Source organism: Streptomyces xylophagus (assembly GCF_000716435.1).
Classification (GTDB): domain Bacteria; phylum Actinomycetota; class Actinomycetes; order Streptomycetales; family Streptomycetaceae; genus Streptomyces; species Streptomyces xylophagus.
This window is the reverse complement of the sequence record NZ_JNWO01000002.1, coordinates 371,393-396,179: the sequence shown is the minus strand read 5'-3', so window position 1 is coordinate 396,179 and position 24,787 is coordinate 371,393. Positions and strand designations below refer to the sequence as shown.

The following is a 24,787-nucleotide window of genomic DNA, read 5'->3' as shown; positions in this document are numbered from 1 at the left end:
GCCCTCAGGTGTGGCAGAAGCGCCCGCCGTCGCGCCTACCGGCGCTTTCACGCAACAGGTGTTGCGCTCAACTCGACGATCGGCGCGCGGTGTTGATCCGGGCCAGCTTGAGCGCGAGATGCAGGGTGAGGCGGTCCATTCCGTCGTCGAGGGAGAGGCCTGTGATGCTCTCGACGCGCTTGAGCCGGTGGTAGAGCGTGGTGCGGTGCACATGCAAGGCCTGGGCCGTGCTGCTGGAGTCTCCGGCGCGGTCGAGGAATTCCTCGGCGCTCTGGACGAGGATGTCGTGTTCCGGGTTTCCCAGCAGATCCCCGACTCCGGGAAAGGGCAGATCCTGCGTCAACTGGTCGAAGTCGATACGCAGGAGGAGGGCGAAGGGGCCGAGCGAGGACCAGGACGCCACGCCGCCGAACACCGGCAGGAGCGTGGCCGCGCGCACCGCGGTGCCGGCCTGCCGGTGGGCGTCGACGACGGCTTCGAGACCGTGCACGGTGGCGCTGAGGCCGATCGCGCAAGTCCGCTCGGGCCGGGCCGTCCGCCCGAAATCGTGGCGCAGGCGTTCCGCCAGATCGCGTACGGCACGGTCGCTCAGGGGACGGGGGCCGCCGACCACGACGACCGCCCGGCGCCCTCTGACGAGGGTCAATACCGACCCCCTGGGGAGCCGACGTTCCATGCGCTCCGCGGCGGCCTCCAGCGCGAGGGCCGTGTCGCCGGTCGGCTCGGCGTCGGCCTCCACGACCAGGACCACGAGGTGGGAGGAGTGGGCGAGGAGTTGTTCTTCCTGGATCTCGTCGATCGCCCGGTAGCGGTCGTCCTTCTCCGGCGAGAGGAGCATGCGCAGCGACGACTCCACGCGGGAGCGGCGACGTTCGCTGAGGACCATCCGGCGGTACAGGATCAGGCCGATGCTCTCGACCGCTTCGGCGACCGCCCGGTTCGTCTCGTCCCCGATCGCCGTAGCGGACTCGATGAGCCACAGGAACCCGAGCAGCAGGCCGTTGCAGCGGACGGGGAAGCAGAGGCGCGGCGCGAGGTCGAAGTCCGGTTCTCCGGTGACGCGGCCCGGTTCCGTCCAGTCCGCGATCCCCTTGGCGAGCACCCAGCGCTGGAGTTCCGAGGAGATCTGCCGGTCGATCACCGACCGGACACGGATGTCGTCCTCGTCGCCGAAGTGCCTGCTCGCGGCGATGAGACGGATCTGCGGATCGTCCACGGCGACAGACCGGCCCAGCCTGTCGGCCAGGGTGTCGACGACCGACTGGACGTCGTCCCCGGCCATGGCGTCACCCCTCGGGGCGGCGGGCCGGTTCTGCTCGTCCAGGCCCATCACTCCTCCCCCGCCGCGCCGAGATGGCGGTCGAAGAACTCCAGCAGCCGGGCCGCCTGGTCGACCACGGACGCGTGGGCGCGGACGCCGTGTCCTTCGTCCGGGTAGATCACCAGCGTGCTGTCGCGGCCGTGCTCTCGCAGGGCGCGGTGGAACATGGCCGCCTGCTCCGGCGGCGTCGCCAGATCGTGCGCGCCGGCCATCAGCAGCACCGGCGTGCGCACGTGCTCCGCGCGGTAAAGGGGGCTGCGCGTGCGGTAGTCCGACGCCGGGTCGAGCGGGTCGCCGGCCAGGCACATCCGGTCGAAGCCGGGGATGTTGCTGGTGTGGTGCTGGCTGACCCAGTCGGTGACCGGTGAGCGGGCCACGGCGGCGGCGAACCGGTCGGAGTGGGCGATCAGCCACGCGGACATGAACCCACCGTAACTGTTGCCCGTCACCCCCACCCGCCGTCCGTCCACCCGCCCCGCGGCCACCAGCGCGCCGACGCCCGCCAGTAGATCGTCGGCGTCGGCGCCGCCCATGTCGTGGAGCCCGGCGGTCACGAACTTCTGCCCGCGCCCCAGACTCCCGCGCATGTTCGGCGACAGCACGGCGTACCCCTGGCCGACCAGCAACGGCACGAGCGGGTGCCGTAGCGCCCATTCGTCGCGCCATGCCCACACCGGACCCCCGTGGATGTTCACGACCAGTGGGTACGGCCCGGGAGTCGTCGGGGTGACCAGGAGCCCCTCGATCGTCTGCCCGTCGGGCGCGGTCCAGGTCAGCCGCTCCGCCGACTCCAGCGGCACGGTGGTGCGCGGCCGGGCGAAGGACAGTCGGGGTCGCGCGGCCCCGTCCGGTTCCAGAACGCTCAGCGCCGGAGCCTCGCCATAGGCGTGCGTGGTGCAGGCGACGACGCCCCCGCCGACGGCGACCTCTGGCAGCAGCCCGCCGCAGGTGCCCTCGGACTCCCACAGCACCTCGGTCCGTGCCGCGCCCACTGAGACCCTGCCGATCACCGTGTCCAGACCGCGAAGTCCGGCGAACACGACGGCGTCCTCGCTCTCCCAGCGTGCGCAGGTCACATCCACACCGGCGGTCTCCACGGCGAGGGCTTCGCCGTCCGCCGCGCGGAGAACCACGAGTTCGCCGCCGTAGAGTCCGCGGTCACTCATCGCCCCGACGACCGCGGAGACCAGCGAGCCGGAGGGGTTGGCGGCCGGGAGTCCGAGCTGGGTGCCGGGGCGCAGCAGGGTGCGCAGCGTGCCCGTGCGGGGGTCGAGGAGCGCCAACTCGGCCTCGTACCAGTCGGATTCGGTCGCGCCCCGCGATACGACGCACACGATGGCGGACGGTCCGGCCCAGGCCGCCTGCCACACCGTGCGGTCGGCGGGTGACACCTGGACCGGTGTGCCGCCGTCCGGGTCGACCAGCCACAGGCCACGTCCGGGCACCCGGTCCGGGCCCTCGCTCACCAAGGGGCCGGCCTGCGGGCTGCCGGGCAGGCGTCCCGATCCGTCGACGTCGGAGCGTTCCGCGCCGTGTTCGGCGAGGCCGACCAGGAGGGTGCCGCCGTCCGGCCGCCACTCCAGGTATTCCGGCACTCCGGGCAACCGCGACCGCCGGACCACCTGCGGCACGGCATCGTGGCGGACCGTCTCGACCCAGTCGTCGCCGAGCCACGCGAGTCGCGTGCCGTCGTGCGCCCAGCGGGGTTTGCGGCCCCGGTCCTGCCGGGTCAGAGTTCCGGTGGCGAGGTCGAGCACGGCGGCCTGGTGGACCGGATCCGGTGCGCCGGTGGTCCGGACCGGCGCCGTGAAGGCGATGGACCGGCCGTCGGGTGACACGTCGAGGTCGAGCGCGTCGGTGATGCCGGCGTCGCAGTGCACGCGGGCGAAGTACCGCTCCACGACCTCGGTGGTCTCCGGAGAGGGAAACAGGGGCACGGTCCGTGTCCTAGCGTCGGGCGGGCATCGCGTCGGCGACGTCCCGCTCGGTCGGGAAACGGTCCGGGGCGAAGCGGTCCAGCCGGTACGGGGAGGCGTCCAGCCACTCCGAGCCGCCGCCGTCGCCCTCGACCAACTCGGCCATGAGGCGCCCGAGTCCGGGGCCGTGGGTCACCCCGGCCTCGTTGTCTCCGCCGAGGACGTACAGCCCCGGCACGTCCGGTACCGCACCGGCGAGGAATCTGCGGTCCGGTGTCATGCACGGGATGCCCTGCAGCCACCAGTCGATCCTGAGGTCGTGCGCGGGCACGAGTTCGCGCAGTCCGGGCAGGAGCCGCTCGCGCAGCCGGTCGACGAGTTCGGGGTAGCGCGGGCGGCTCACGGTGCCGACGGCGTCGTCGAGTTCGTACGCCGGGCTGTAGCCGTCCCCGTTGCCCCAGGTGAGGCCGGAGCGGTGGGCGCGCAGCCACAGGCCGTACAGGTCGGGCACCATGACCGTCGGCATCGTGTCGGGCACGCCGGACGGCGGTGAGACGACCCGGGTGGCGACCACGCGCAGGAGCGGCAGGCTGTGGCCGAGCGGTCGTAGGAGTGTGTTGGTCCAGGCGCCGCACGCGAGGACCACCCGGCGGGCCCGGATCGGACCGGTGTCCGTGAGCACCCCGATGACCGAGCCGTCGGACACGATCAGTCCCCGCACCGGGGTGTTCTCGCGGATCTCACCGCCGAGTCGGCGGACCGAGGCCGCGAGCGCGCGGGTGGCCCGTCCGGCGCTGATCTGGATTCCGCCCGGGTGCAGGGCACCGCCCACCACACTGCCGGGCGAGACGACACCGCCCGTGATCGTGGCGACGTCGCGGGGCGTCAACTCCCTTGTGCCGCTGGGCGCAAGAGGGTGTTCCAGCACTGGACCGACCCACTTCGACCAGCCTTGCTCGGTGGTGGCGAGGTACAGGTTGCCGTTGGTCCGGCACTCGATGTCCGGGTTCCGCTCGGCCAGCCGGCGGTAGAAGTCGATGCCGTACTGCTCCAGTTGAAGGTCGGTGTCCGTGAAGAAGTCCGCGTAACCGGCCGCCCACAGACCCACGAATCCGGCCCCGGCACCGGAGGTCGCCGCGGCCGGTGTCTGCGCCTCCATGACGACCACGCGTCCCGCGCCGCGCAGGAGGAGGTGGTGGGCGAGGGAGGTACCGAGTACGCCGGCTCCCACGACCAGGACGTCGATGTCGGTGGTGTCGGGCATCTTGCCCTCCTTGTCGGTGAGTTGACGGGTGGTCAGCGGGTTCCGGCGTCGAGCAGGGCCGCGTAGGAGCGGTAGAAGTCGGTGACGGACTGTTCGTCGTTCGAGAGCGGTCCGGGTACGTAGGTCCGTGATCGCACGCCGAGTTGGGCGCGTTCGCACAGGGCCCAATCCTGGAGGTTGGTCTCGTTCCAGACCTTGATCAGCGTGTCGGTGTCGTAGTCCGTGCCCTCCTCCGCGTCGGCCCGTACAAGCCAGCTCATCCGGATCTCGGTGCGGTCGATCGCGAGGGGTCGTTCGGCGAGCACCACGGCGTAGTCCGGGCAGGCGACGAGTGCGAAGGACGGCTTGAGGTGGATCGCCGCGGTGTAGGGCGCGTGGCCGTCGGCGAAGTCGCCCAGCGGTTTGCGGGACGCGTACGCGCCGTCGAGGGTGAGCGACAGGGCGCCGGGGCGCAGCGGGAAGCGGGCGTGCTGCACACGCCGGTCGGTGCTGGCCACCAACTCGGTCTCCCGGTACCCGTCTTGGTTCAGGCCGCCGACATCGAAGGTCTTGAGCAGCTCGGGGTGGTTGGCGTTGCAGTGGTAGCACTCCTGGGCGTTCTCCCAGACGATCTTCCAGTTCGCGGCGATCTCGTAGGTGATCGTGTGCGCGATCCGGGTGCCCGCGATGTCGAAGGTGCGCATCAAGTCGGCGCCGGTGCGGAGGAGTTCGGTCAGACTCTCCGCCGGGGAGTCGGACAGGTTCACGAACACCAGCCCCTGCCAGACCTCGACCTGCGCGGTGGGCAGCGGATGCCCGGCGGGATCGAAGTCGTCCGGCATGCGCGGGGCGCCCTGGAGACTCCCGTCGAGGCGGTACGTCCACTGGTGGTACGGGCACACGAAGCGCCGGGCGAGCCCGCAGCCGGCGTCCACCAGCCGGGCCCCGCGATGGCGGCACACATTGGAGAACGCGGCCAGCGTGCCACCGGCGGTGCGGGTGACGATGACGCTCTCGTTGCCGCTCTCCACGGTCACGTACCGTCCTGGCCGGTCGAGTTGGGACTCGTGCCCGGCGAGGAGCCAGCTGCGCCGGAAGATCCGGTCGAGTTCCTCGGCGTACAGGTCGTCGTCGAGGTACAGCTCGCGCGGGACGCCCACGCCTCGGTCGATGTGGTCGCGCACGATCCGGCTGTACCGGGCAGCGGTGTCGGTGGTGGTGGTCATGACTGCTCGTCCCATCCGTCGAGGAACGCCCGGACGATGGCCAGATAGGCGGGCGCGTTGGGTGCGTGGAACATGGCGTGACCGTTGTTGTTCATGGTCAGCCACTCGCTGTCGGGGATGCGTTCGGCGAGTACGCGGTTGGTGTCGGCCGAGGACATGTCGTCGCCGCCGTGGACGATCAGCGTCGGTGCGGTGATCTCGGGCAGCCGCGGTTCGACGTCCCAGTCGCGCAGGGCGCCGTCGGCGAACCACAGCCGGTCGCCCCACAACCCGCGCCCGGCGGGCCCGGGCTCCAGCGCCTCCTTGGTCTCCGCGCGCGCCGCGTCGAGGTCGCCGTCGGTGCCGTAGCGGGCGAGCCATGCCTCCACGGCCGCACGGAAGGCCGGGTTGTCGTGTTCGCGGAGCGCGTCGGCGGTCACGGCGGCCGACGCCTCCGACTCCGTGAGCACGTCCGCGAGTTGGGCGAGCGAGCCGAGGGTGACCCGGGCGGTACTGGCCGCCGTATTGGACAGGACGAGGCGGCCGACGTGGCCGGGGTGGTCCAGGGTGTACTGGAGGGCGAGCATGCCGCCCCAGGAGTGGCCGAGGAGGTCGACCCGCTCGGCCGCGCAGTGGCGGCGGACCGCGTCGACGTCGGCCACGGCCCGCGCGACGCTCCAGTCGTAGTCCGGTGGCGGCAACTCCGAGGCGCCGGTGCCGAGTTGGTCGAAGGTCACCACAGTGCGGTCGGGACCCGACAGCCGGTGCAGGGGTTCCAGATAGCCGCCGCCCGAGCCGCCGGGACCGCCGTGCAGTCCGATCAGCACCCGGTCGCCGCTGCCGGAGAGGGTGCAGTGGAGTGTGAACCCCTCGTCCGTCAGCACGGATTCAGTGCGCATCGCCGACCACCAACGTCTCTCGCGGGACCGACGACAGGAATCTCGGTCCGGTCTCCTCGAACACGACCGTGTCGACCACGGCCACGAAGGCGCAGCTCTCGAAGTTGGTCACCAGGCCCGCCTCGATTACGTCCTCGGTCTCCTCGTCGTGGATGTCCCAGCAGAACTCGCCCACCCAGTCGGGCATGAAGGACACCCCCAGCTCATAGCCACCGGCCCAGCCCTCGGCCGGCCCGGACTCGGCGAAGTAGGCGCGCAGCGTGCGGTGCAGCTCACGGAAGGGGAGTCCGACCCGTGCGGTGGACAGCACGACGTCGTAGGCGCCGGCGGCGATCTCGGTGAGCCGGGTGAGTGCCTTGGGCGGCTCGCCCATCGAGAACGGCCGGGTCAGTCGGGCGTGATAGCGGTCGACGGCAGCCGCCGCGTCGGCGTGGAACAACTCCCCCGCGCCGATGGGCCGTCGGCTGCTCAGACCGTGCAGGACGGGCATCGGCGGTCCCGCCGCGACCGTCTCGTGCATGGCCGTCGGTTCGCCACCGGCCGCGATCACGCCGGTCATCAGCTGGTTCCACGCCTCCAACTCGGTCGTGCCGGGGCGGGCGTTGGCGTGCAGGTGTCGCACCCCGGCGTCGCAGGCGGCCTGCGCCCGCTCGATGACGGCGATCTCGGCCGGGGACTTGATCCTGCGCACCCCACGCACGGCCGCGGAGGCGTCCATCACCGTGGCTCCGTGAGCCGTCAGCGCGGAGGCGACGATCTCGGCGACAGCCGGATTGGGGACACTGCTCCAACTCTCCACGCCGATACGGGTGCGGGGCCTACCGGGCGAGAACAGCTCGCCTGTAAGAGCGTTGAGGAAATCCGCCACCGTCGGCTCCCCTTTCCTCCCCTCGACGCCGATGAACTCGTCGACGCACGACGTGAGTCGGACGAGTTGTTCGTGGTAGGCGGGCTCGATCAGCACGGTCCGTTCGTCGTCGGCCCGGACGAGCGTGCAGTGCACGGGAGGGAAGCGGGTGGAGGAGTGCTGGCGGTACCAGCGGTTGGTGTAGCCGTGCAGCCAGCACATGGTGTCCGGTGCGGTGAGCAGGAGTACGTCGAGCCGGTCCGCCGTCATCCGTTCCCGCAGGCGGGTCAGACGGTCGCGGTACTCGGCCTCGGTGAAGGGGAGTTGGCGCTCGCGGTCGGCCAACCGGGCTTCCTGTTCCCGGATGTAGGCCTCGATGTCGGGGGTGCTCATCTCGCCGCCAGCGTGGGGGCGGCGGCCACCAGCCGCTGCGTGTAGGGGTGTTCGGGTGTGCGCAGGACGGAGTCGGTGGGGCCGGTCTCGCAGATCCGGCCGCCTTCCAGGACCAGCACCCGGTCCGCGACTCCGGAGACGACGCCCAGGTCGTGGGTGATGAACAGCAGCGCGACACCGAGGTCGTCGCGGAGTTCGGCCAGGGCCTCCAGGATCGCCGCCTGTACGGAGACGTCCAGCGCCGAGGTCACCTCGTCGCACACCAGCACGTCCGGCCGGGCCGCGAGGGCCCGCGCGATGGCGACGCGTTGTCGTTCGCCGCCGGACAGTTGGCTCGGGTACCGGTCGGCGAGCCGGGGCGAGAGCTGGACCCGCTCGAGGAGCGAGCCGACCTCCGCCCTGGCCTCCGCGACCGACAGGCCGCGCAGTACGTGCCCGGGTCGAGCGAGGTCCTCACCGATGCGACGACGGGGGTTGAGTGACTGGTAGGGGTTCTGGAACACGTACTGGATTCCGCGCCGTTGGGCGGCACTTCGCTTGCGGATGCGGGCGGGCAGCGGCGCGTCACGGAGCCGGACACTGCCGCCGTCCGGCAGGTGCAGGCCGACCAGGCAGCGGGCGATCGTGGTCTTCCCACTGCCCGACTCCCCCACCAGCGCGAGGCATTCGCCGCGCCGCACGTCGAACGAGATGTCCTCCGCGACGACGACGGTCCCGCCCCGCCCCTTGTGCGAGGCCCGCAGACCTCGGACCTGGAGGGCGGGCCCGGCGGTCACCTCGGTCCGGTCACGGGGGATGCCGAGCGTGGCCGGTGGTGTCAACTCCCAGTGTGGACAACGGACTTGGTGCCGTTCGAAGTCCACGGACTCCAGAACAGGTGGCGTGGTGCGGCAGTCGTCGGCGGCCTGCGGGCAGCGGGGGGCGAACGCGCAGCCGTCCGGGCGTTCCTCGACTCCGGGCGCCGAGCCCGCCATCGGAAGCAGACGGGCGGGACGGCGGTGGTCCGGGATGGACTGGAGGAGACCTCGGGTGTACGGATGCCTGGGCCGCTCCATGAGGGTCGCGATCGGGCCCTCTTCGACGATCCGCCCCGCGTACATCACCGCCACCCGGTCGGCTATTTGGGAGACGACCGCGAGGTCGTGCGACACGTAGACCAGCGAGGCGCCACGCTCGGCGCGCAGCCGTCTGATCTCGTCGAGCACGCTCTGCTGGGTGAGGACGTCGAGGCCGGTGGTCGGTTCGTCCATGACGATGACCGGCGGCTCACAGGCCAAGGAGATCGCGATCGTGACGCGTTGCTGCTGTCCGCCGGAGAGCTGGTGGGGCAGTCGGCGGCCGAACTCCGTGGTCGCGGGGAGGTCCACGGAACCCAGGAGGCCGAGTACGGCGGCCGGAGCGGGTTCGCGGTGCCTGCGCAGTACGTCCGTGACCGAGTCGGCGATGCGCAGCGAGGGGTTGAGGGCCTGCCCGGCGTCCTGGGGGACGTAGGAGATCAACTTGCCGCGGATCTCCCGGCGTTCGGCCCGGGACAGTCCGAGTACCTCGCGGCCGGCGACGCGGACGCTGCCGCCGGTTATCTCCGCGCCGCGCTGGGCGTGGCCGAGCAGCGCGAGGGCGGTCGTGGTCTTGCCGCTGCCCGACTCGCCGACGATGCCGAGGATCTCGCCCCGGGCGAGCGTGAGGTCGACTCCGTCGACGATCGGGGTTCCGGAGGCGAGGGCGATGCGCAGGCCGCTGACTTCGAGCAGCGGGGTCTCGTCGGTCATTCGGTGCCTCCCGCGAGGGCGTCGCCGAGCAGGTTGATCGCCAGAGTCAGGGCGCCGAGTAGGGCGGCGGCGACGAGCATCGACGAAGGGTTGAGGGCGATGCCGCCTCGGTTCTCGGAGACCATCAACCCCCAGTCGGCGGCCGGGGGTTGGAGACCGAGGCCGAGGAAGTTGACGCCCGCGATCAGCAGGACCGACCAGCTGAACCGGAGACCGGCATCGGCGGCGACCGGGCGTGCGATGTTCGGCAGGATCTCGCGCCGGAGCACCGACAGCGTTCCCTCGCCTCGGGCGACGGCCGCCTCGACGTAGCCGCGGAGGGACTGTTCCAGCGCGGCCGACCTAACGATCCGTACGATCGGCGGCAGTTGGATGAGCGCGGTGGCGATCACGACGCCGGTGATCCCCCGGCCGAACGCGGTCGCGAGGAGCAGCAGGAAGACCAGTGCCGGGAAGGCGAGCAGGACGTCGGTCAGGCGCATCAGGAGCGGTTCGAGCCAGGAGCGGCTGTAGCCGGCCAGCAGTCCGACGGTGAGTCCGACCGCGTAGGCGGCGAGCGTGGCGACACCCGCGTACAGGACGACGCTCAGTCCGCCGCTGAGCACCCGCGACAGCACGTCCCGGCCCAGGAAGTCCAGGCCCAGGGGGTGGCCGGCGGTCGGCCCGGCGAAGGGGATGCCCACGGTGCGGTCGGGCGAGTACGGGGTGCACAGGGGGCCGAGCAGGGCGACGGTGAGGGTGAGTACGAGGAGGGCGAGGCCGATCCGGCCGGAGAGCGTCTTCGGGGTGCGCCGTCGCAGCGCCGCGCCGAACGGAACCCTTCTTGGGGAGTAGGTCTTCAGGAGGGCGCTCATGACGTACCACCTGTTCTCAGCTTCGGTACGACGGCCATGACCAGCAGGTCGGCGGCGATGGTGACGGCGACGTAGAACGTGGCGAGGAGCATGGTCACAGACTGGACTTCGAGGTTGTCGTGGACGGTCACGGCGTCGACGAGTTCCTTGCCGATCCCCGGATAGCCGAAGAGATCCTCGACGATGAGGAGCCCGCCGACGAGGTACTGGGCGATGAGCGCGAACACCTGGATGCTCGGCGCGAGCGCGTTGCGCAGGGCGTAGCGGCGGACGACCCGGGCCTCGCTTATGCCGTTGAGGCGGGCGACCGCGACCGGGTCGGACAGCAGCGCCTCCTGCATGCCGGCCCGGATCATGCGGGTGGCCGGTCCCACGGTCACGCCGACCAGGGTGAGCACGGGCAGGACGAGGGTCTCGGGGGTCGCGAAGGGGCTCGCGCCTGGTGCCACGAACGACACCGGGGGCAGGATGTCCAGCCAGGTGAAGAACACCGCGAGCAGGACGGTGCCGAGGACGAACTCGGGAAGTGCGGCCGGCACCAGGGTGACGGTGGTGACGAGGTGGTCCAGCCAGCGGCCCGCCCGCAGGGCCGTGAGGACGCCCAGCACGAGGGAGAGCAGCAGGACCGGGACGAAGACCGTGGCCGCGAGGACCAGGGAGTTGCCGAGTTTGCCGCTGATCTGGTCCCAGACACCGGACCGGCCGCCGGCAGCGTATCCGGCGGCGGTGTTGCCGAGGTCGCCGTGGAGCAGTCCGGCGAGCCACTTGCCGTACTGGACGACGAGGGGCCGGTCGAGTCCCATCGCGTGCCGCAGTTCGGCCACCGCGTCCGGCGTCGCCTGCTTGCCGAGGATCGCGCTCGCCGCGTCGCCCGGGAGTACGGAGGTCGCGAGGAACACCAGGACGGACAGCACGAAGAGGGTGAGGATGCCGCCGGCGATCCGGCGCAGGGCGACCCGGGCCAGCGGGTGCCGGGAACCGAAGGAGGAAGGGGACGTGGGTGCGGCCGTGGGCACCAGGGTGGCGGTCACGACGCGAAATACGCTTCGTTGAGCCCGGTCGGCAGACCGAGGTTCTGGTACCGGTTCGGGGTCAGACCGCCGACCCGGTTGGACACCGCGTCGAGGTTGTCGACGTTCCCCCACCAGATGTAGCCGCCGCTGTCGTACTGCTGACGCTGTACGGCGGCCCACGCGGATCTCGCCGCGGCCGCGTCGGGCGCGGCGGTGGCCGTGGCGACGAGTTCGTCGGTGCGGCGGTCGGACCAGTGCGTCTCGCCGTAGGGGGCTTTGGAGACCACGCTCGCGTTGTAGACGTCGCCCAAGGTCGTCATCCCCTGCCACAGCGTCTGCGCGAACGGCATCTTCAGGTAGTCGCGGGTCGGGTCGAAGTACGACGTCGGGTCGACCTGGGAGATGGCGATGTCGACGCCCGCGTCCTTGGCCTGTTGCTGGAAGAGCGTGGCGGCCTCGACCATCCCCGGCGCGACGGTCGAGGTCTGCAGCTTCAGGGTCAGCCCCCTGCCGTGCCCCGCCTCGGCGAGCAGGGCCTTCGCCTCGATGAGGTCGCGGGTGCGTTGCGGGAGGGAGTCGTCGTAGTACTCGAGTCCCTTGCCGTACAGGTCGTTTCCGACCGTCCCGAAGCCGAACAGGGCGACGTCGACCAGTTGCTTCCGGTCGACGATCAATCGCAGCGCGCGGCGCACCCGGACGTCGTCGAACGGCGCCTTGTCCGTCGCCATGTAGAAGGCCTGCGCGGTCACACCGAGACTTCTGATCAGCCGTACGTCACCCACGAGTTGGGACCTGGCCTGGGTGAAGGGCACTTGGGCCATGACGTCGGTCTGGCCCGACAGCAGCGCGTTGAGCCGGGCGAAGTCGTCCTTCACGGACAGGAACACCAGCTCGTCGAGGTACGGCTTCCCGGGGTCCCAGTAGGCCGGGTTGCGTGCGCAGACGGCCTGTTGACCGGGATCGAGGGAGACGAAGGAGAAGGGCCCGGTGCCCACGGGTCTGGTGAAGTCCTCGGCGCCCCGCTGCACGACGGAGGCGGTGGCAAGGCTGTAGGGGAAGAGCAGGTTGGGGCTCTTCAGCGGTACGACGACGGTGTACGGCCCCGATGCGGACACCTTGTCGAGATCGACGTCGGCGACGTTGAGGGCGAGCCCGTTGCCCGGTTTCGCCATCCACTTCAGCGAGTACAGGACGTCGGCGGCGGTGAAGTCCTTGCCGTCGTGCCAGGTGACGCCCTTGCGCAGCCGGAACGTCCACACGGACGCGGTGGAGTCGGAGGTCCAGGACGTCGCGAGCATCGGCCGCAGCCCGCCGTCCGACCCCATGGTCAGCAGCGGATCGAAAACGGCGCAGCTCATCGCGGTGTTGATCAGGGCGTTGGCGGCGAGGGACGGGTCGAACGACTCGCCTTTGCCCGCCCCGACCATGCCGACCCGCAGTCGGCCGCCCCGGCGCGGCGGACCGGTCGGCCCGGCCGACGCCGACACCGGCTGCCGTCCGCACGCGGCGAGAGGGACTCCGCCGGCCAGGAGCATCCCGGCTGCGGTGGCGCCCCGGAGAACGGTGCGCCGTGAGGTGGTTCGAGGAGGGAGGGCTGTTGTGGCGGGACCTGTCATGCGTGACTCCCACTTGCGACGCCGGGTCGACGTACCGAGCGCAGCCGAACACGGGGTGAACACCCTCTGGTCAGCAGGTTCGGCTTGCAGGAAGTCTGGCATCACGACAGGAGGCAGGCATTCAACAGGTGATGCGTAATCCGGGGAACCGGCACATCACTTGCTGCGCGTCATGACTGGGGTCGGCGTCGGCCGGTGACCTTCGAGGCCGGGAGACGGCCGGCTTTCGAGGTGCCGATGAGGGCGTCACCGTCGACAGTGACCGCGAAGGTCAGATTGAGGCGCAACGGCTTGGTGACCGACTGCTTCCAGGTGATCCGGTCGCCGTCGACGACGACGTCCCGGAGGGGCACCTCCTCGCCCGCGCCGCGAGCGACTCCGATGAACTCGTCGCCCTCCCGGCTCAGTTCGACGACGGGCTTGATACGGCCGATGGGTGTGGCGATGGTCAGGTCCCAGACGCCTTCGATGGACATGATTGGTTCTTCCTTGTGGCGGAGTCGGTGCGGGTGGCGGTCGAGCGTCACAGGGCGGCGGGCACGGGGCCGTGCGCCCGCCAGGTGGTGCCGCGCCGCTCGTGTGCGAACAACTCCTCGACGGCGTGGGCGACCCGCGGACCGATCTCGCGCTCCAGCAGATACAGGCCCAGATCGAGGCCGGAGGTGACGCCGGCGCCGGTGACCAGATCGCCGTCGTCGACAACACGGGCGTGGACGGCGTGCACGCCTGTGGCTTCAAGCATGTCCAGGCCCAGATGGTGGGTGGTGGCGTTGCGTCCCTCGATGAGTCCGGCCATGGCCAGCACGAGCGAGCCACCGCAGACCGCCGCCATGGTGATCAGCGGATTGTCCATGGCGGCCTTCAGCAGCCCGGGCAGTTCGGTGGTCAATGTGCGCCCGAGCAGGACGGGGATGAACTCGTCCTGCTGCCACTCCGCCGCGCTGTCCGCATCCGCATCCGGCACCTCGCCCGGCTCCCCGACCCGGCCGGAGGCTCCCGGCACGAGTACGAGCCCGGAACGGGCCGGGTCGAGCGTGCCGGTGGCCCGCAACACCAGACAACCGGTACCGCTGACGACGTCCCGCGGACCTTCGGCGGAGACCAGCTCCACGGTGACGGCGCCACCCGAAGCGCTCCCACCGGCGTACAGCACCTCATAGGGGGCGACGACATCGAGCGGGTCGAAGCCGTCGAACAGAACGATCTGGACGTGCATGTGACGTCTTCCGTCGAAGGGCAGTACCGGCGATCACCGGCCCGTCCTTCGACGTTAGAAGGAGGGTGCGGGAGTCAACCAGAGGGCTCGGTGACAGGGTCCGACGGGATCCCGCCACCGCCTGTCACCTCCTTGAATCCGGGTCTTCCGGAGGCTCGACACGGAGTTCTACGGCCGTGATAGCGAAGGTCAGCGGTTCGGGCAGGAGCAGGGCGAGCAGCGGAAGCATCCGCCGGAACGCGACGCACAGAGCGACCAGCGCCGCGATCAGCGCGCAGCCCGTCAGATCCGCGACGGAACGTGTCGCGGTCCGGTTCAGGGCCGGGCGCCAGCCGCACGCCACACCCGGATCGGCGGCGGCACCCTGGGCGAGGACGAGTCCCGCCGCCGCGAGAGCGGTCAGCGCCCACGACATCGGGCCGGCGCCCGGAAGGCCAGCCCTCGCGAGGGCGAGGTCGAGGACGGGGGAGCCGACGTGAGGAAGGCCACGACGGGTGCGAGGGACGCAGTGGCCGGCCGATGCGCGTGACGTCCCTCGAACCCCTGCTCGCTACCGGGCCGGGCCGACCACCGCCGGCGCCGCCTCCCGGACCACCGAGACGAGGCGCTCCCGCACCAACTCCATGCACAGCCGCATGTTCTTGTCCGCGATGTCGTTGTCGGGGAGGCGGCACGCGAACTGCAGACCTTCGTGGACCCGGGTCACCCACGCGCACACCTGGTCGCCGTACGACACCCGGATCAGCCCGTACGCCTTCAGCTCCTGCCAGCGTTCCGAACCGGGAAGGGCGCGCGAGTCGACGTAGGAGACGATCGAGTACAGGTCGGGGGACGTGGGCCTGAAGTCGGCGCCCAGCAGGCGCAGTACACGGGCGATGGGCATGCGGGCGTGCGGCCGGTTCTCGCGGAGGGTGGCGCGGACCATGCGGAGGGCGTGGTCGAAGTCCGTGGCGTGCTGGACGGGGATCTCGATCGGCGCGCCGCCCACGTACCAGCCGACCGAGTCGGCCCAGCGGGACTTGGCCCGGGTGTGGAAGGGGACGACGGTGCGGTACACGTCGAGGCCGCTGATCTCTCGGGCGGCGAGGGCGACGGCCGCGAGGATGCCGACGAGACTTCCGCCGTACGGGCGGCAGTACGCCTCGAAGGCCGCCGCGTCCGTGTCGTCGACGAGCATCTCCTGGAGGAACTTCTGTGTGGGCAGCGGCCCTTCGGGGTCAAGGCCCAAGTCGACGGGGAAGTTGGGCAGTTTGCCGTCGCAGCGGGCGATGAACTCGCGCCAGCGGGACACGACCGTGTGCGTGTCGTCGATCCGGTCGGCGTCCGTACGTTCGTCCGCGCAGAAGTCGATGTAGCTCGCGACGGGCGCCGACTCGACCGTCTTCCCGGCGAGGCCCGCCGCGTACAGCTCGTGGACCTCGCCCGCGATGCGATGCAGCGAGTAGGCGTCGACGTTGCTGTGGTCGAACGCCAGGTAGACGCTCGTGCCGTCGCCCCGAACCACCACGGCGAAGAGGAAGTTCGGCCAGGTGAGCGCGTCCGCCGTCACATCGAAACGGTCCTGCATGTACCGGGTCAGCGTCACCGCGTCCGCGAACTCCCCCACGTCCTCGCGGTGCAGGGCCACCGCGTCGGCGTCCAGGGTGAAGCGGCGCATCTCGTCACCGGCCCACCGGAAGCCGCTGCGCAGCGTCTCGTGCCGGAGCATCCAGGACCGCAACGCGCCCTGGAGCACGTCGAGTTCGATGGGCCCCGGCATGTCGAAGGCGGTACCGAGCCAGGTCGGCACGAACAGTCCGTCCTCGCGCACCGAGCGCGCCGTACGGATGTGGGACTCCTGCACGTACGCCGGTGGCCGCACGTCGTCGGGGAGGGCCCGCGCCGTCCCCACGGCCGTCGGGTGCAGCGTCCACTCGACGAGTCGTCCGGGTCGGATCTCGCACCGCTGAAGGTCGGTCATGCGCACAGGGCTCTCCGTTCGCCTGCCCACGGGAGGCCGCCGGGCACCACTGTCGATCCACGCCTCCATGCCGCTCGGGCACCGCTCACTGCATGGGAGATCAACGACCGGATATTCCGAAAGCAACGCTGTGAACAGGCTTGCTGATCAGTTCATTTCAGCCGGTGCGTCGCAGTCGCGCGGAGAGGTGGTGTTGCAGCGGCTCCCCCACGGCCTCCATATCGTGGTCGAAGGTGAGCGTGCCGTCGTCGGTCAGGGTGTAGCGGCGGCGGGTGGCGGTGACCTTCTTGGCGGTGGGAGTGAGGGCGACGTCGTGGGTGGCGAGGTCGACCGTGTCGCCGGTGGCGTGGCCGACGAGGATCTCGGCGATGCCGGTGGGCTGGGTGACGAGTGCTTCCACTCGGCCGTCGGGCTGCAGTCGCCACCAGCCGCTCTCGCGGGCTGCCGGGCGCAGCGGTTTGCCTTCGGCGTCGAGGATCCAGGCTCGGGCCTCGTAGTGCAGGAAGGGGCGGCCGTCGTGGGTGAAGGTGACGTCCTGGGAGTAGGTGAAGTCGTCGGCGAGTGTGGGGTATTCGCCCGTGCCCTGGCCGTGCCAGTGGCCCAGGAGGGCGAGTACGGGGGTGAGCAGCGGGTGGGGGGTGAGGTCGGACACGGGGCGCGCTCCTGGGGTTGGTGCGTGGGTCGGTGTGCAGCCTAGGCGCTTCGCTCGCAGTGCCCCGATATGCCGTCGTTCCAGTGACTCGCCGTTGTGGCTGGGCGCGCAGTTCCCCGCGCCCCTTTGGGGCGTTGCAACTGGCCCGGAATTCATCGGCTACGAAGTTTTTGCTAACTCGCGGGGACTCCATGAACCGGGCCTCACCTGCACATAGTCCCCTTTGTCCGCCTGAACTCGCGGTTGGAAATCGCGAGTTCACCCTGCTTCTCTTCCACCCCGTTCTACGCGCGTGGTGTCATGCACCTGCCCGCCACCCCCCACGTGGGCATCAACTCGACTAGGAGTCACGCATGTTGAGGACGTTCCTCGGCCGCGCGGGTGTCGCGCTGGCAGCCGGCGCCACCCTGTTCGTCACGGCCGTCCCCGCCAACGCCGCGACCTACACCGCGTTCGCCTTCTCGCAGACCACCAGCGAGCCGACGATCTACGACTTCATCAACTCGGCCACCTCCTCGCTCGACATGACGATGTACGAGCTGGAGGACACCACCGCCGTCAACGATCTGATCGCACTGGAGAACAAGGGCGTCACCGTGCGGGTGGTCCTGGACAACGCGCACCAGTCCGCCAACAGTTCGGCGTACACGGCGCTGACGAACGCGGGCGTGGGCGTGGTGTGGTCGCCGTCCAGCTTCGTCTACACGCACCAGAAGACCATCACGGTGGACGCCACCAAGTCGCTGATCCTGACCGGCAATCTGACCTCGCAGTACTACACGACCGGCCGCGACTACGGTGTCTTCACCGACGACACCCGTGATGTCGCCGCGATCGAGAAGGTCTTCAACGCGGACTACGCCGGCACCTCGATCACCCCGACCGACGGCGACCATCTGCTCTGGTCCCCCACCGACTCCCGCAGCCGTCTGCTCACCGTGATCAACGCGGCCACCACGACGCTCGACGTCGAGGAACTGGAGTTCAGCGACAGCACGGTGGTCAACGCGATCGTGGCCAGAGCGAAGGCCGGCGTGACCGTACGGGTGGTACTGGAGACCCCGTCGAGCTACTCCACCCAGGTGTCCGCGATCAAGGCGGCCGGCGGCACGGTCGTCGGGTACTCCGACCCGAACGGCTTCTACATCCACGCCAAGGCCATGGTCGCCGACTACGGCCTGTCCACCCAGGAGGTGGAGGCGGGCTCGATGAACATCAGCAGCAACTCGCTGTCGAACAACAGGGAGTTGGGCATCATCCTCACCGGCACGGGGGTGGCCCAGTCCGTCGCCACCACGATCGAGACCACGTTCAAGAGCGACTACGCGGGCGGTACCGCCGCCTAGGGCCCGTCGGTCGACTCCGGGGCCGGGAGCCTCGGAGTCTGGCGGACGGCGCGCAGTGCGAGGGCGAGTTCGGTGATGCCGCGCGGGTCGGTCAGTGAGCGGCCGGTGTGTTCGGTGATGCGGCGCAGGCGGGTGCGCACGGTGTTGGGGTGGACGTAGAGCTGCTTCGCGGCCTCCTCGGCGGAGCCGCCGCAGTCGAACCAGACGTCCAACGTGTCCAGCAGCAGGGCCCGTTCGTCCTCCGGCAGGGCCTCGACGGGACCCAGGACCTTGGCGGCCACGCGGGCCATGACATCGGGTGCGCCGGCCGTCGCGACCGCGACAGGCGAGTCGTCGAAGACGGTCACGGCACTGCTCTGCGCGTCGCCGCCGCGCATCGCGACCTTGGCGAAGCGCAGGGCGTCGCCGGTGCGGTTCAGATCGTCGTAGGAGGGGCTCACGCCCACGCGCCGCTCCGCGTGGTCGCGCAGCACCTCGACCAGGTCGTCCAGGTCCCGCGGGGTCCGCAGGTGCACGATGCCCAGCTGGAGATCGGGGCGCAGCCGCCAGGCGGACCGGATGCCGCGGCGGGTCAGGAGGGCCGCGATGTCCGGCAGGGCCCGGCGGCCGATCCCCGGTACTTCGGCGGCGACCACGGTGAACGGGCCGTCGCGCGGCACGCGCAGGACCTCGGCGGCGGACCACACGGCGTCGGCGTCCATGCTCCGGCCCTCCAGGAGCGCTTCCACCAGCGCGGAGCGTTCCTGGTCGCCGGCGAGGAGCCGTCGGGCCACCTCGTCGTGGTATCCGGAGACCATGCCCTCGGTGATGCCGTCCTGGATCTCCCACATCGCGGAGGCCGTCGCGACCAGAACGTCGTTGCCCACCAAGGCGGTTGTGGTGGCCTCGTCGACCACCACCTCCCAGAAGTACTTCACGCCGACGCGGTAGGCCGTCATCACGGTGGGCAGCGGCACGTTCTGCCGGGCACGTCGGTGGCCTATCTCGGCCGCGGTCCCGGTGTCCAGCGGTGCCTGCCCGCTGAGCGCCTGGAGTGCGTTGCCGACGTGAATGCGGCAGGCCTCCTCCAGGTCCTCCTCGGGCACCGCGTCGTAGTGGTACTCCCGCGAGCCGGCCCGGATCCGCGTCGCCATCTCCTTCGCCAGCTCGTCGACGCGTTCGAGCAGCACGGTCGCCAGGGCTCTGATCTCCTTGTCGACCAATGTCATCTCCGGCTCACCGCTCAAGGGGTCTCATTTCCACGGTACCGCCGGCTGTGGTCCCTGGTACTCGTCTCCGGAGTTCATCGCCTCCAGGGCGGCGCGGAGCGCGGCGCGTGAGGTGATGCCGAGCTTGGGGTACAGCCGGTGCAGATGGGAGCCGACCGTGCGGTGGGACAGGAACAGCCGTTCGCCGATCTGCCTGTTGGTCAGGCCCACGGCCGCCAGTTCGGCGATCTGTCGCTCCTGCACGGTCAACGCGGCACTGGGCGCGGCGGGTCCGGTGGGGGTGGCGACGCCGGTGGCGCGCAGTTCGTTGCGGGCCCGCTGTGCCATGGCCTTCGCGCCGATCCGGTCGAAGGTCTCGAGGGCGGCGCTCAGATACTGGCGGGCATGATGGTCCCGGGTGCGGCGCAGCCACTGCCCGTACGCGAGTTGGATGCGCGCGTGTTCCCACGGCCACCGGGCGGCCTGGGGCAGGGAGAGGGCTGCCTCGAACAGGGGGCCTGCCTCGTTCTCGTCGGCGGCCACGGCCTCGGCCCCGGTGGTGATCATCGCGATGCGCGGGGAGATCCGGTGGATGCCCGCCTTCCGTGCGGCGGTGACATGGGCGCGCGCCTCGTCCGTACGGCCGGTGCGGACCGCCGCCTCGACCAGGTCCAGGACCATCCACCGGCTCGGGATGCCGTGGCTCGGTACGCCGGGTGGGTCGATCCACCCCACTTGGACATGGGCCTCCTCGTAGTCGCCCTGGCCCATGGCGGCGACGTGGCGGGCGGAGCGGGCGTAGGCCTCGGTCACCTCGATGCCTCGGGGCGCCGCCCAGGTCGTGGTCTCCTCGCTGCGGGTCCTGGCGAGGTCCGCGTCGCCGCGCAGTGCCGCGCCCGATGCCAGCAGGGCCCGGATCTGCCGCTCCCAGAAGTGGTAGCCGTGGACCGCCGCCAGGTCCAGCCCCTCCTGTGCCAGGCGCTCGGCCTCGTCCCAGCGGCCGTGGACGTAGGAGTCGTGGCAGAGCAGCATCAGTGCGGGGATGACCATGGCGACCGCGCCGCCGTCGCGTTCGCGTTCGATCATGCGGGAGACCAGGTACCGGTGGTCCGACAGGGCGTCCATCGCGACCGCCGCGAAGGCCAGGGGGATCAGCTCCCAGGGTGCCGCGTCGGCGGGCAGCGCCGCGAAGGCGTCGGCGAGGCCCTTGCGCAACGCGTCGGAGCCGCTGGTGGGGTCGACGTAGGCGTCGTAGCAGAGTCTGATCGGTGTCACTGTGGCCGGTTCGAAGCGGGCCATCGTGGTTTTGAGGAGCTGCCAGGGCTCGGGGCGGAGGGTGTAGAGGCTGACGAGCAGCAGCACGTAGAGGATGCCGTAGAGGTCCCAGTCGTCGTTCCTGGCGGTGGTCGTGGTGTCGTCGAGGGCCCGGGCCAGGAGGCGGTAGGCGGCGTCGACGTCGCCCTCGTCGTTGGTGAGGAGGTGGGCGGTGGCGGCCAGGATCAGCCCGGTCGGGGTGTCGGGAGCCTGTCCGGCATCGGCCAACAGCCTTGTCACATCGTCGAGTTGGCCGGTGAAGGTGGCGAGGTAGGCGGCCTCGACCAGCCGGCGCGAGCGGTCGCCGGGATGCGGGCTGAGTTCACCGGCCCGCATGAGCGCGGCCACGGCGGCGGACCCGGCGATGCGCCGCCGGTCGGAGCCGGCCGCCTCGTCCACCGCCCGGGCCGCGGCACCCGGTGTCGTACCGCGCCGCCACGCGGACAGGGCCGCTTCGTCCAGCGCCCGGGCCACCGTCTCGTCCGGGCCGGTCGCGGCCTCGGCGAGATGCCACGCCCGGCGCTCGGGCAGGTCCGTCAGGGCGGTGGCCAGCGCGTGGTGCGCGCGACGGAGTTCACCGGGGGACGCCAGGTGCACGATCGCGGCGCGGATCAGTGGATGGCGGAAGCGCAGATGGCCGACGGCCTCGTCGACATGGAGCAGGTCCGCTTCGCGCGCCGGGACGAGTACCTCGACGCACGCGGAGTCCCGCGCGGCCGTCCGTATCGTGGCCAGGTCGAGCTCGGGATCCAGCGCGGCCATGAGCAGCGCCGTCCGGGTCGGCACGGGCAGCCCCTCGACGGCGGCGGCGAAAGCCGCCTCCAGCCGCCCGGTGAGAGGCAGGAGCGGAGGCAGGGGGACATGGCCCGAGCGCTGACGGCCGCTCAACGCGGTCGGCAGTTCGAGGAGCGCGAGCGGATTGCCCGCGGCCTCGGCCAGTATCCGCCGCCGTACCGACGGCCCCAGCTCGGGCCAGCGGGCGTCCAGCAGCTCGGCCGCCGCCCGTTCGCCCAAGGGCCCGATCTCCCGTACGGGCAGGTCGAGTTGGTCGCAGAAGCTGTGCGCCCCGGTCCGCACGGCGGCCAGGAAGACGACCGGGTCGTCGCCGACCCTGCGGACGACGAACCCCAGCGCGGTCGCGCTGGCGCGGTCGATCCACGGCACACCGTCGGCGATCATCAGCAGCGGTCGCTCGACGGTGGCCTGACCGAGCAGGGCGAGGATCGCCGTCGACGCGGCCAGCGGGTCCGGCGACGGTCCCGGCGCGAGTCCGAAGATCCGGTCGACGACGTCCCGATGGTGGTCGGCGAGCCGGTCGGCGTGATGACGCAGGGGGTAGAGCATCTGGTGCAGCGCCGAGAAGTCCATCTCGGCCTCGAACTCCACGGCGGAGGCCCGCAGCACCCGCATTCCGGCGGCTACGGCCCGTCCCGCGGCGGCGTCCAGCAGCGCGGTCTTCCCCACCCCGGGGCCGCCGCGCAGCAGCAGGCCGGGGCGACTCCCGTGCCGCCCGGCCGACAGCGAGTCCATCAGCTCCAGCTCGGCCGTGCGACCGACCAGGTCCGCTCCAGCCCGTGAGGTCACCGACTTCCCTCCATCAAATTGCTTGCCGAACGAAATATATCGGGTCGGCGAGAAAGAGGTAAGCACTCTCCCTCGACAGCAAGATCGTCGCTGATCGAGAGGTGATGGTCGATGTTCCCGGCCACAGCGTTCGGCGCCGAGGTCAGTGGCGGGTCACACCGCCGCTCGGCCGTCGGCGCGGCGGCGCCACCGCGCTGTACCGGTCGGCGCAACAAGAAACAGCGGGTCATGGGTGTCGTCCCACGACCCGCCGCCCCGGCCGCGCGCCCGTGCGGACGCGCCGACGGCCGACTACTGCGCGGCGTCGGCCGCTTCGTCCGCCTCCACCCTCGCGAGCACGGCGTCCAGCGTGGCGTACTCGGCTTCTTCCACGGCCGCGATCGCGAAGTCGACGGCGTCGGATGCGTAGTCCTCGGCGTCGTCGGCGGCGTTCTGGAGACGCTTCACATCGCGCTCGGCCTTGCGTTCCTCCAGTTTCACGCGGACCGAGTCGACATGGTCCTGCCAGGAGGTCTGCACCTGGTTCCAGGTTCCGGTGACGTTCGCCTTGGCCTGCTGCCCGCTCGACTGCAGCCGCTGCGCGCCCTGTTCGGCCCTGCCCTTCGCGTCGGCCACCACGGCGGTCAGCTTCTGCCGATCCTCCGCGACACTCGCCGCTACGGTCCGCTGGGCTTCCTCGGCCTTCTGTGCGAGCTCGACGAGACGGCCGGCGGAGCCGTCCGAGGTGGTGCCGGGAGCCTGGTTCTTCTGCGGCGTCGGGTCCGACATGGTGATCCCTTTCCTTGACGGATGCGTGCTGCTCGATGGCGCGACGTACTGAGGTGGATGGATGTGTCGCGGTAGGTGGATGTGTCGAGGTGGTTGCCTGAGCCGCCGCCACTCTCCCCTCGCACCCGCCCGACCCGCTTCGGTCAATCGACGCAATGAACGGCGTACGGACACGCATGCGGCCTTGTACGCAGTCAATTGACCCAAGGAAGGCGCACGGCCCGTCCGTACGCTGACGGGCATCTCCCGTGAACAGCGGATCAAGGAGTGCCCGTGCCCCCTGGAATCAATGGGTTGGACATACGCCTTCCGAACGAGCAGGCCGTTCTCGCGCGGATGCGCGGAACCCAGGACCGGATCGCGGACGCGATCACCACGTTCGCCGGGACGATGCAGTTCGTCTATCTGCACGCGCTGTGGTTCGCGGTCTGGATCACCTTCAACGAGGGGCTGTTCGGCCGTTCCGCGATCTGGGACCCCTACCCCTTCGGGCTGCTCACCATGATCGTCAGCCTTGAGGCGATCTTCCTGTCCACCTTCGTGATGGTGAGCCAGAACCGTCAGGCGACCCGTGAGAAGGTCCGCGCCGACCTGGACTTCGAGACCAATATCCGCTCCGAGGTGTGGTCGGCCCACATGGGACATGCCCTCGGCATCGATGCCGAGCAGGTCGAGCAGGACGTGAAGATCCTCCTGGCACAGAACCGGGCGAAGATGAACAACACCGAGCAGATACCGACCCCCAATCAGCCAATCGACTGAAGCCGCGTCGTCGGCCCGGCGATGACGATGGCCAGTACCGGATACCTGTCACTGGGAGGATCGACATGATCCCTCGACACCGCCCCTTCCTCGCCTACTGGGACTGGCAACAGCACGCACTCTGCCGGGGCATGGACAGCTCCGTCTTCTTCTCCCCGTCCGGCGAGCGCGGCACCGACAAGCGGAGACGGGAGAAGAAGGCCCGGGCGGTCTGCGGACGTTGCCCTGTGATCGACGCCTGCGCGTGGACCGCGATGAGCGGCCCGGAACCGTACGGCGTCTGGGGTGGGATGTCCGAGGGGGAACGCCGGGCGCTACGGCTGCTGCGGCACCGCAGAGTCGTCGCGACCGAGTCGGCGTCGGAAGACCGGAACGCGTGACCGGTCCAGTGGCCGTGGCCGTCAGCGTCTTCTTCAGTCGCCCTGTGCCAGAACGTGCGCGAAGGCCTCGTCCCAGTCCATCGCGAGGCCTTCCGTGCCGAAGGGAACGGCTCTGAGCGTCTCTTCGAGCCATGCGCGCAACGGTGCGACAGGGCCTTCGAGGAGTGCGACGCCGGTCCGTCCCTGGAGCAGTATCCAGAGGCTGTCCCCGTCATGGCGCGGGCACGGCGGCCAGATCCGTACGTCGCCGTCGCCGCTCGGCCGGTGCAGGCCCGCCATGAGCAGATCCCGTGAGAGCACCCAAGTGACGGCGCCGCCGCTGTCGTTGACGAACTCCACGCGTACTTCGAGGGGTTGGACGCGGTCGTAGCCGAAGCGGGCCTGGATCGGCAGTGACTCCTGCGGGGACACGTGCCGCCACATCTTCAGGGAGAGGTCCGCGCAGTCCTGCTTTTCGGAATGTGAACTTGCGTCCCTGGCCGGTTCGTTGTGCGAGCGGGACATGGCTCCCCTTTCTGTCCGGATCTGTGCCGGGGCACGTA

General features: G+C 70.5%; 22 protein-coding genes. 3 read left to right on the top strand and 19 right to left on the bottom strand.

Annotated features, from left to right (window positions below; genetic code table 11):
• Window positions 1-67: 67 nt before the first annotated feature.
• The 15 genes from OO70_RS05240 to OO70_RS05170 form a co-directional block, all read right to left on the bottom strand.
• The gene (locus OO70_RS05240) at window positions 68-1,330 is read right to left on the bottom strand and encodes a PucR family transcriptional regulator (RefSeq protein ID WP_051740685.1); all 1,263 of its coding nucleotides are present in this window, start codon (window positions 1,328-1,330) and stop codon (window positions 68-70) included.
• Window positions 1,330-3,258 carry a S9 family peptidase gene (locus tag OO70_RS05235; RefSeq protein WP_043664638.1) on the bottom strand — a complete coding sequence of 643 codons (1,929 nt, stop codon included), beginning with the start codon at window positions 3,256-3,258 and terminating at the stop codon, window positions 1,330-1,332. Before OO70_RS05235 ends, OO70_RS05240 begins: the two co-directional genes overlap by 1 nt.
• Window positions 3,259-3,268: 10 nt before the next feature.
• Complete coding sequence (locus OO70_RS05230; RefSeq protein ID WP_043664635.1) at window positions 3,269-4,501, bottom strand: NAD(P)/FAD-dependent oxidoreductase; 1,233 nt, start codon at window positions 4,499-4,501, stop codon at window positions 3,269-3,271.
• Window positions 4,502-4,533: 32 nt separating this feature from the next.
• Window positions 4,534-5,706, bottom strand: coding sequence for an aromatic ring-hydroxylating oxygenase subunit alpha (locus OO70_RS05225; protein WP_043664631.1), 1,173 nt, complete (start codon window positions 5,704-5,706; stop codon window positions 4,534-4,536).
• On the bottom strand, window positions 5,703-6,584 hold the full coding sequence (locus tag OO70_RS51090) for an alpha/beta fold hydrolase (RefSeq protein ID WP_051740683.1): 882 nt from the start codon (window positions 6,582-6,584) through the stop codon (window positions 5,703-5,705). Before OO70_RS51090 ends, OO70_RS05225 begins: the two co-directional genes overlap by 4 nt.
• Window positions 6,574-7,824 carry a M24 family metallopeptidase gene (locus OO70_RS05215; RefSeq protein WP_051740681.1) on the bottom strand — a complete coding sequence of 417 codons (1,251 nt, stop codon included), beginning with the start codon at window positions 7,822-7,824 and terminating at the stop codon, window positions 6,574-6,576. The genes OO70_RS51090 and OO70_RS05215 overlap by 11 nt, the downstream gene beginning before the upstream one ends.
• Window positions 7,821-9,593 (bottom strand): ABC transporter ATP-binding protein, encoded by a 1,773-nt coding sequence (locus OO70_RS05210; protein ID WP_043664628.1) that lies wholly within the window; start codon window positions 9,591-9,593, stop codon window positions 7,821-7,823. The genes OO70_RS05215 and OO70_RS05210 overlap by 4 nt, the downstream gene beginning before the upstream one ends.
• A complete protein-coding gene (locus OO70_RS05205; RefSeq protein ID WP_043664625.1) occupies window positions 9,590-10,447 on the bottom strand; it encodes an ABC transporter permease in 858 nt (285 codons plus the stop codon). Before OO70_RS05205 ends, OO70_RS05210 begins: the two co-directional genes overlap by 4 nt.
• On the bottom strand, window positions 10,444-11,478 hold the full coding sequence (locus OO70_RS05200) for an ABC transporter permease (protein ID WP_051740679.1): 1,035 nt from the start codon (window positions 11,476-11,478) through the stop codon (window positions 10,444-10,446). Before OO70_RS05200 ends, OO70_RS05205 begins: the two co-directional genes overlap by 4 nt.
• Window positions 11,475-13,076 carry an ABC transporter substrate-binding protein gene (locus tag OO70_RS05195; RefSeq protein WP_063749677.1) on the bottom strand — a complete coding sequence of 534 codons (1,602 nt, stop codon included), beginning with the start codon at window positions 13,074-13,076 and terminating at the stop codon, window positions 11,475-11,477. The genes OO70_RS05200 and OO70_RS05195 overlap by 4 nt, the downstream gene beginning before the upstream one ends.
• 170 nt (window positions 13,077-13,246) lie before the next feature.
• Complete coding sequence (locus OO70_RS05190; protein WP_043664618.1) at window positions 13,247-13,552, bottom strand: hypothetical protein; 306 nt, start codon at window positions 13,550-13,552, stop codon at window positions 13,247-13,249.
• A gap of 47 nt (window positions 13,553-13,599) precedes the next feature.
• A complete protein-coding gene (locus OO70_RS05185; RefSeq protein WP_043664617.1) occupies window positions 13,600-14,292 on the bottom strand; it encodes a DJ-1/PfpI family protein in 693 nt (230 codons plus the stop codon).
• Window positions 14,293-14,416: 124 nt separating this feature from the next.
• On the bottom strand, window positions 14,417-14,707 hold the full coding sequence (locus tag OO70_RS05180) for a hypothetical protein (RefSeq protein WP_199827251.1): 291 nt from the start codon (window positions 14,705-14,707) through the stop codon (window positions 14,417-14,419).
• A gap of 135 nt (window positions 14,708-14,842) precedes the next feature.
• Window positions 14,843-16,252: a condensation domain-containing protein gene (locus tag OO70_RS05175; RefSeq protein ID WP_043664614.1), complete on the bottom strand. Its 1,410-nt coding sequence runs from the start codon at window positions 16,250-16,252 to the stop codon at window positions 14,843-14,845.
• Window positions 16,253-16,409: 157 nt separating this feature from the next.
• The gene (locus tag OO70_RS05170; protein WP_051740675.1) at window positions 16,410-16,904 is read right to left on the bottom strand and encodes a nitrobindin family protein; all 495 of its coding nucleotides are present in this window, start codon (window positions 16,902-16,904) and stop codon (window positions 16,410-16,412) included.
• Between the two features lie 353 nt (window positions 16,905-17,257).
• On the opposite strand from OO70_RS05170, the gene OO70_RS05165 reads away from it, so the two are divergent.
• A complete protein-coding gene (locus OO70_RS05165) occupies window positions 17,258-18,250 on the top strand; it encodes a phospholipase D-like domain-containing protein (protein ID WP_043664613.1) in 993 nt (330 codons plus the stop codon).
• Here OO70_RS05165 and OO70_RS05160 read toward each other — a convergent pair.
• The 3 genes from OO70_RS05160 to OO70_RS05150 form a co-directional block, all read right to left on the bottom strand.
• A complete protein-coding gene (locus OO70_RS05160; protein WP_234336704.1) occupies window positions 18,247-19,476 on the bottom strand; it encodes a PucR family transcriptional regulator in 1,230 nt (409 codons plus the stop codon). The two genes, OO70_RS05165 and OO70_RS05160, sit on opposite strands and share 4 nt — an antisense overlap.
• A 6-nt stretch (window positions 19,477-19,482) precedes the next feature.
• Window positions 19,483-22,335 carry an AAA family ATPase gene (locus OO70_RS05155; protein ID WP_051740674.1) on the bottom strand — a complete coding sequence of 951 codons (2,853 nt, stop codon included), beginning with the start codon at window positions 22,333-22,335 and terminating at the stop codon, window positions 19,483-19,485.
• 291 nt (window positions 22,336-22,626) lie between these two features.
• Window positions 22,627-23,103 carry a hypothetical protein gene (locus OO70_RS05150; RefSeq protein WP_043664609.1) on the bottom strand — a complete coding sequence of 159 codons (477 nt, stop codon included), beginning with the start codon at window positions 23,101-23,103 and terminating at the stop codon, window positions 22,627-22,629.
• Between the two features lie 294 nt (window positions 23,104-23,397).
• On the opposite strand from OO70_RS05150, the gene OO70_RS05145 reads away from it, so the two are divergent.
• Window positions 23,398-23,865: a DUF1003 domain-containing protein gene (locus OO70_RS05145; protein WP_051740671.1), complete on the top strand. Its 468-nt coding sequence runs from the start codon at window positions 23,398-23,400 to the stop codon at window positions 23,863-23,865.
• 65 nt (window positions 23,866-23,930) lie between these two features.
• Window positions 23,931-24,245 (top strand): WhiB family transcriptional regulator, encoded by a 315-nt coding sequence (locus OO70_RS05140; protein ID WP_043664605.1) that lies wholly within the window; start codon window positions 23,931-23,933, stop codon window positions 24,243-24,245.
• A gap of 33 nt (window positions 24,246-24,278) precedes the next feature.
• Here the strand turns inward: OO70_RS05140 and OO70_RS05135 are convergent, their stop codons facing one another.
• Window positions 24,279-24,749 carry an SsgA family sporulation/cell division regulator gene (locus tag OO70_RS05135; RefSeq protein ID WP_051740669.1) on the bottom strand — a complete coding sequence of 157 codons (471 nt, stop codon included), beginning with the start codon at window positions 24,747-24,749 and terminating at the stop codon, window positions 24,279-24,281.
• Window positions 24,750-24,787 lie beyond the last annotated feature (38 nt).

Bases quoted from the DNA above. Each gene is read 5' to 3' on its own strand.
- OO70_RS05195 (WP_063749677.1), bottom strand. From the start codon at position 13,076: ATGACAGGTCCCGCCACAACAGCCCTCCCTCCTCGAACCACCTCACGG.
- OO70_RS05190 (WP_043664618.1), bottom strand. From the start codon at position 13,552: ATGTCCATCGAAGGCGTCTGGGACCTGACCATCGCCACACCCATCGGC.
- OO70_RS05150 (WP_043664609.1), bottom strand. From the start codon at position 23,103: ATGTCGGACCCGACGCCGCAGAAGAACCAGGCTCCCGGCACCACCTCG.
- OO70_RS51090 (WP_051740683.1), bottom strand. From the start codon at position 6,584: ATGCGCACTGAATCCGTGCTGACGGACGAGGGGTTCACACTCCACTGC.
- OO70_RS05215 (WP_051740681.1), bottom strand. From the start codon at position 7,824: ATGAGCACCCCCGACATCGAGGCCTACATCCGGGAACAGGAAGCCCGG.
- OO70_RS05240 (WP_051740685.1), bottom strand. From the start codon at position 1,330: ATGGGCCTGGACGAGCAGAACCGGCCCGCCGCCCCGAGGGGTGACGCC.
- OO70_RS05165 (WP_043664613.1), top strand. From the start codon at position 17,258: ATGTTGAGGACGTTCCTCGGCCGCGCGGGTGTCGCGCTGGCAGCCGGC.
- OO70_RS05175 (WP_043664614.1), bottom strand. From the start codon at position 16,252: ATGACCGACCTTCAGCGGTGCGAGATCCGACCCGGACGACTCGTCGAG.
- OO70_RS05210 (WP_043664628.1), bottom strand. From the start codon at position 9,593: ATGACCGACGAGACCCCGCTGCTCGAAGTCAGCGGCCTGCGCATCGCC.
- OO70_RS05185 (WP_043664617.1), bottom strand. From the start codon at position 14,292: ATGCACGTCCAGATCGTTCTGTTCGACGGCTTCGACCCGCTCGATGTC.
- OO70_RS05180 (WP_199827251.1), bottom strand. From the start codon at position 14,707: ATGTCGTGGGCGCTGACCGCTCTCGCGGCGGCGGGACTCGTCCTCGCC.
- OO70_RS05230 (WP_043664635.1), bottom strand. From the start codon at position 4,501: ATGCCCGACACCACCGACATCGACGTCCTGGTCGTGGGAGCCGGCGTA.
- OO70_RS05205 (WP_043664625.1), bottom strand. From the start codon at position 10,447: ATGAGCGCCCTCCTGAAGACCTACTCCCCAAGAAGGGTTCCGTTCGGC.
- OO70_RS05225 (WP_043664631.1), bottom strand. From the start codon at position 5,706: ATGACCACCACCACCGACACCGCTGCCCGGTACAGCCGGATCGTGCGC.
- OO70_RS05135 (WP_051740669.1), bottom strand. From the start codon at position 24,749: ATGTCCCGCTCGCACAACGAACCGGCCAGGGACGCAAGTTCACATTCC.
- OO70_RS05140 (WP_043664605.1), top strand. From the start codon at position 23,931: ATGATCCCTCGACACCGCCCCTTCCTCGCCTACTGGGACTGGCAACAG.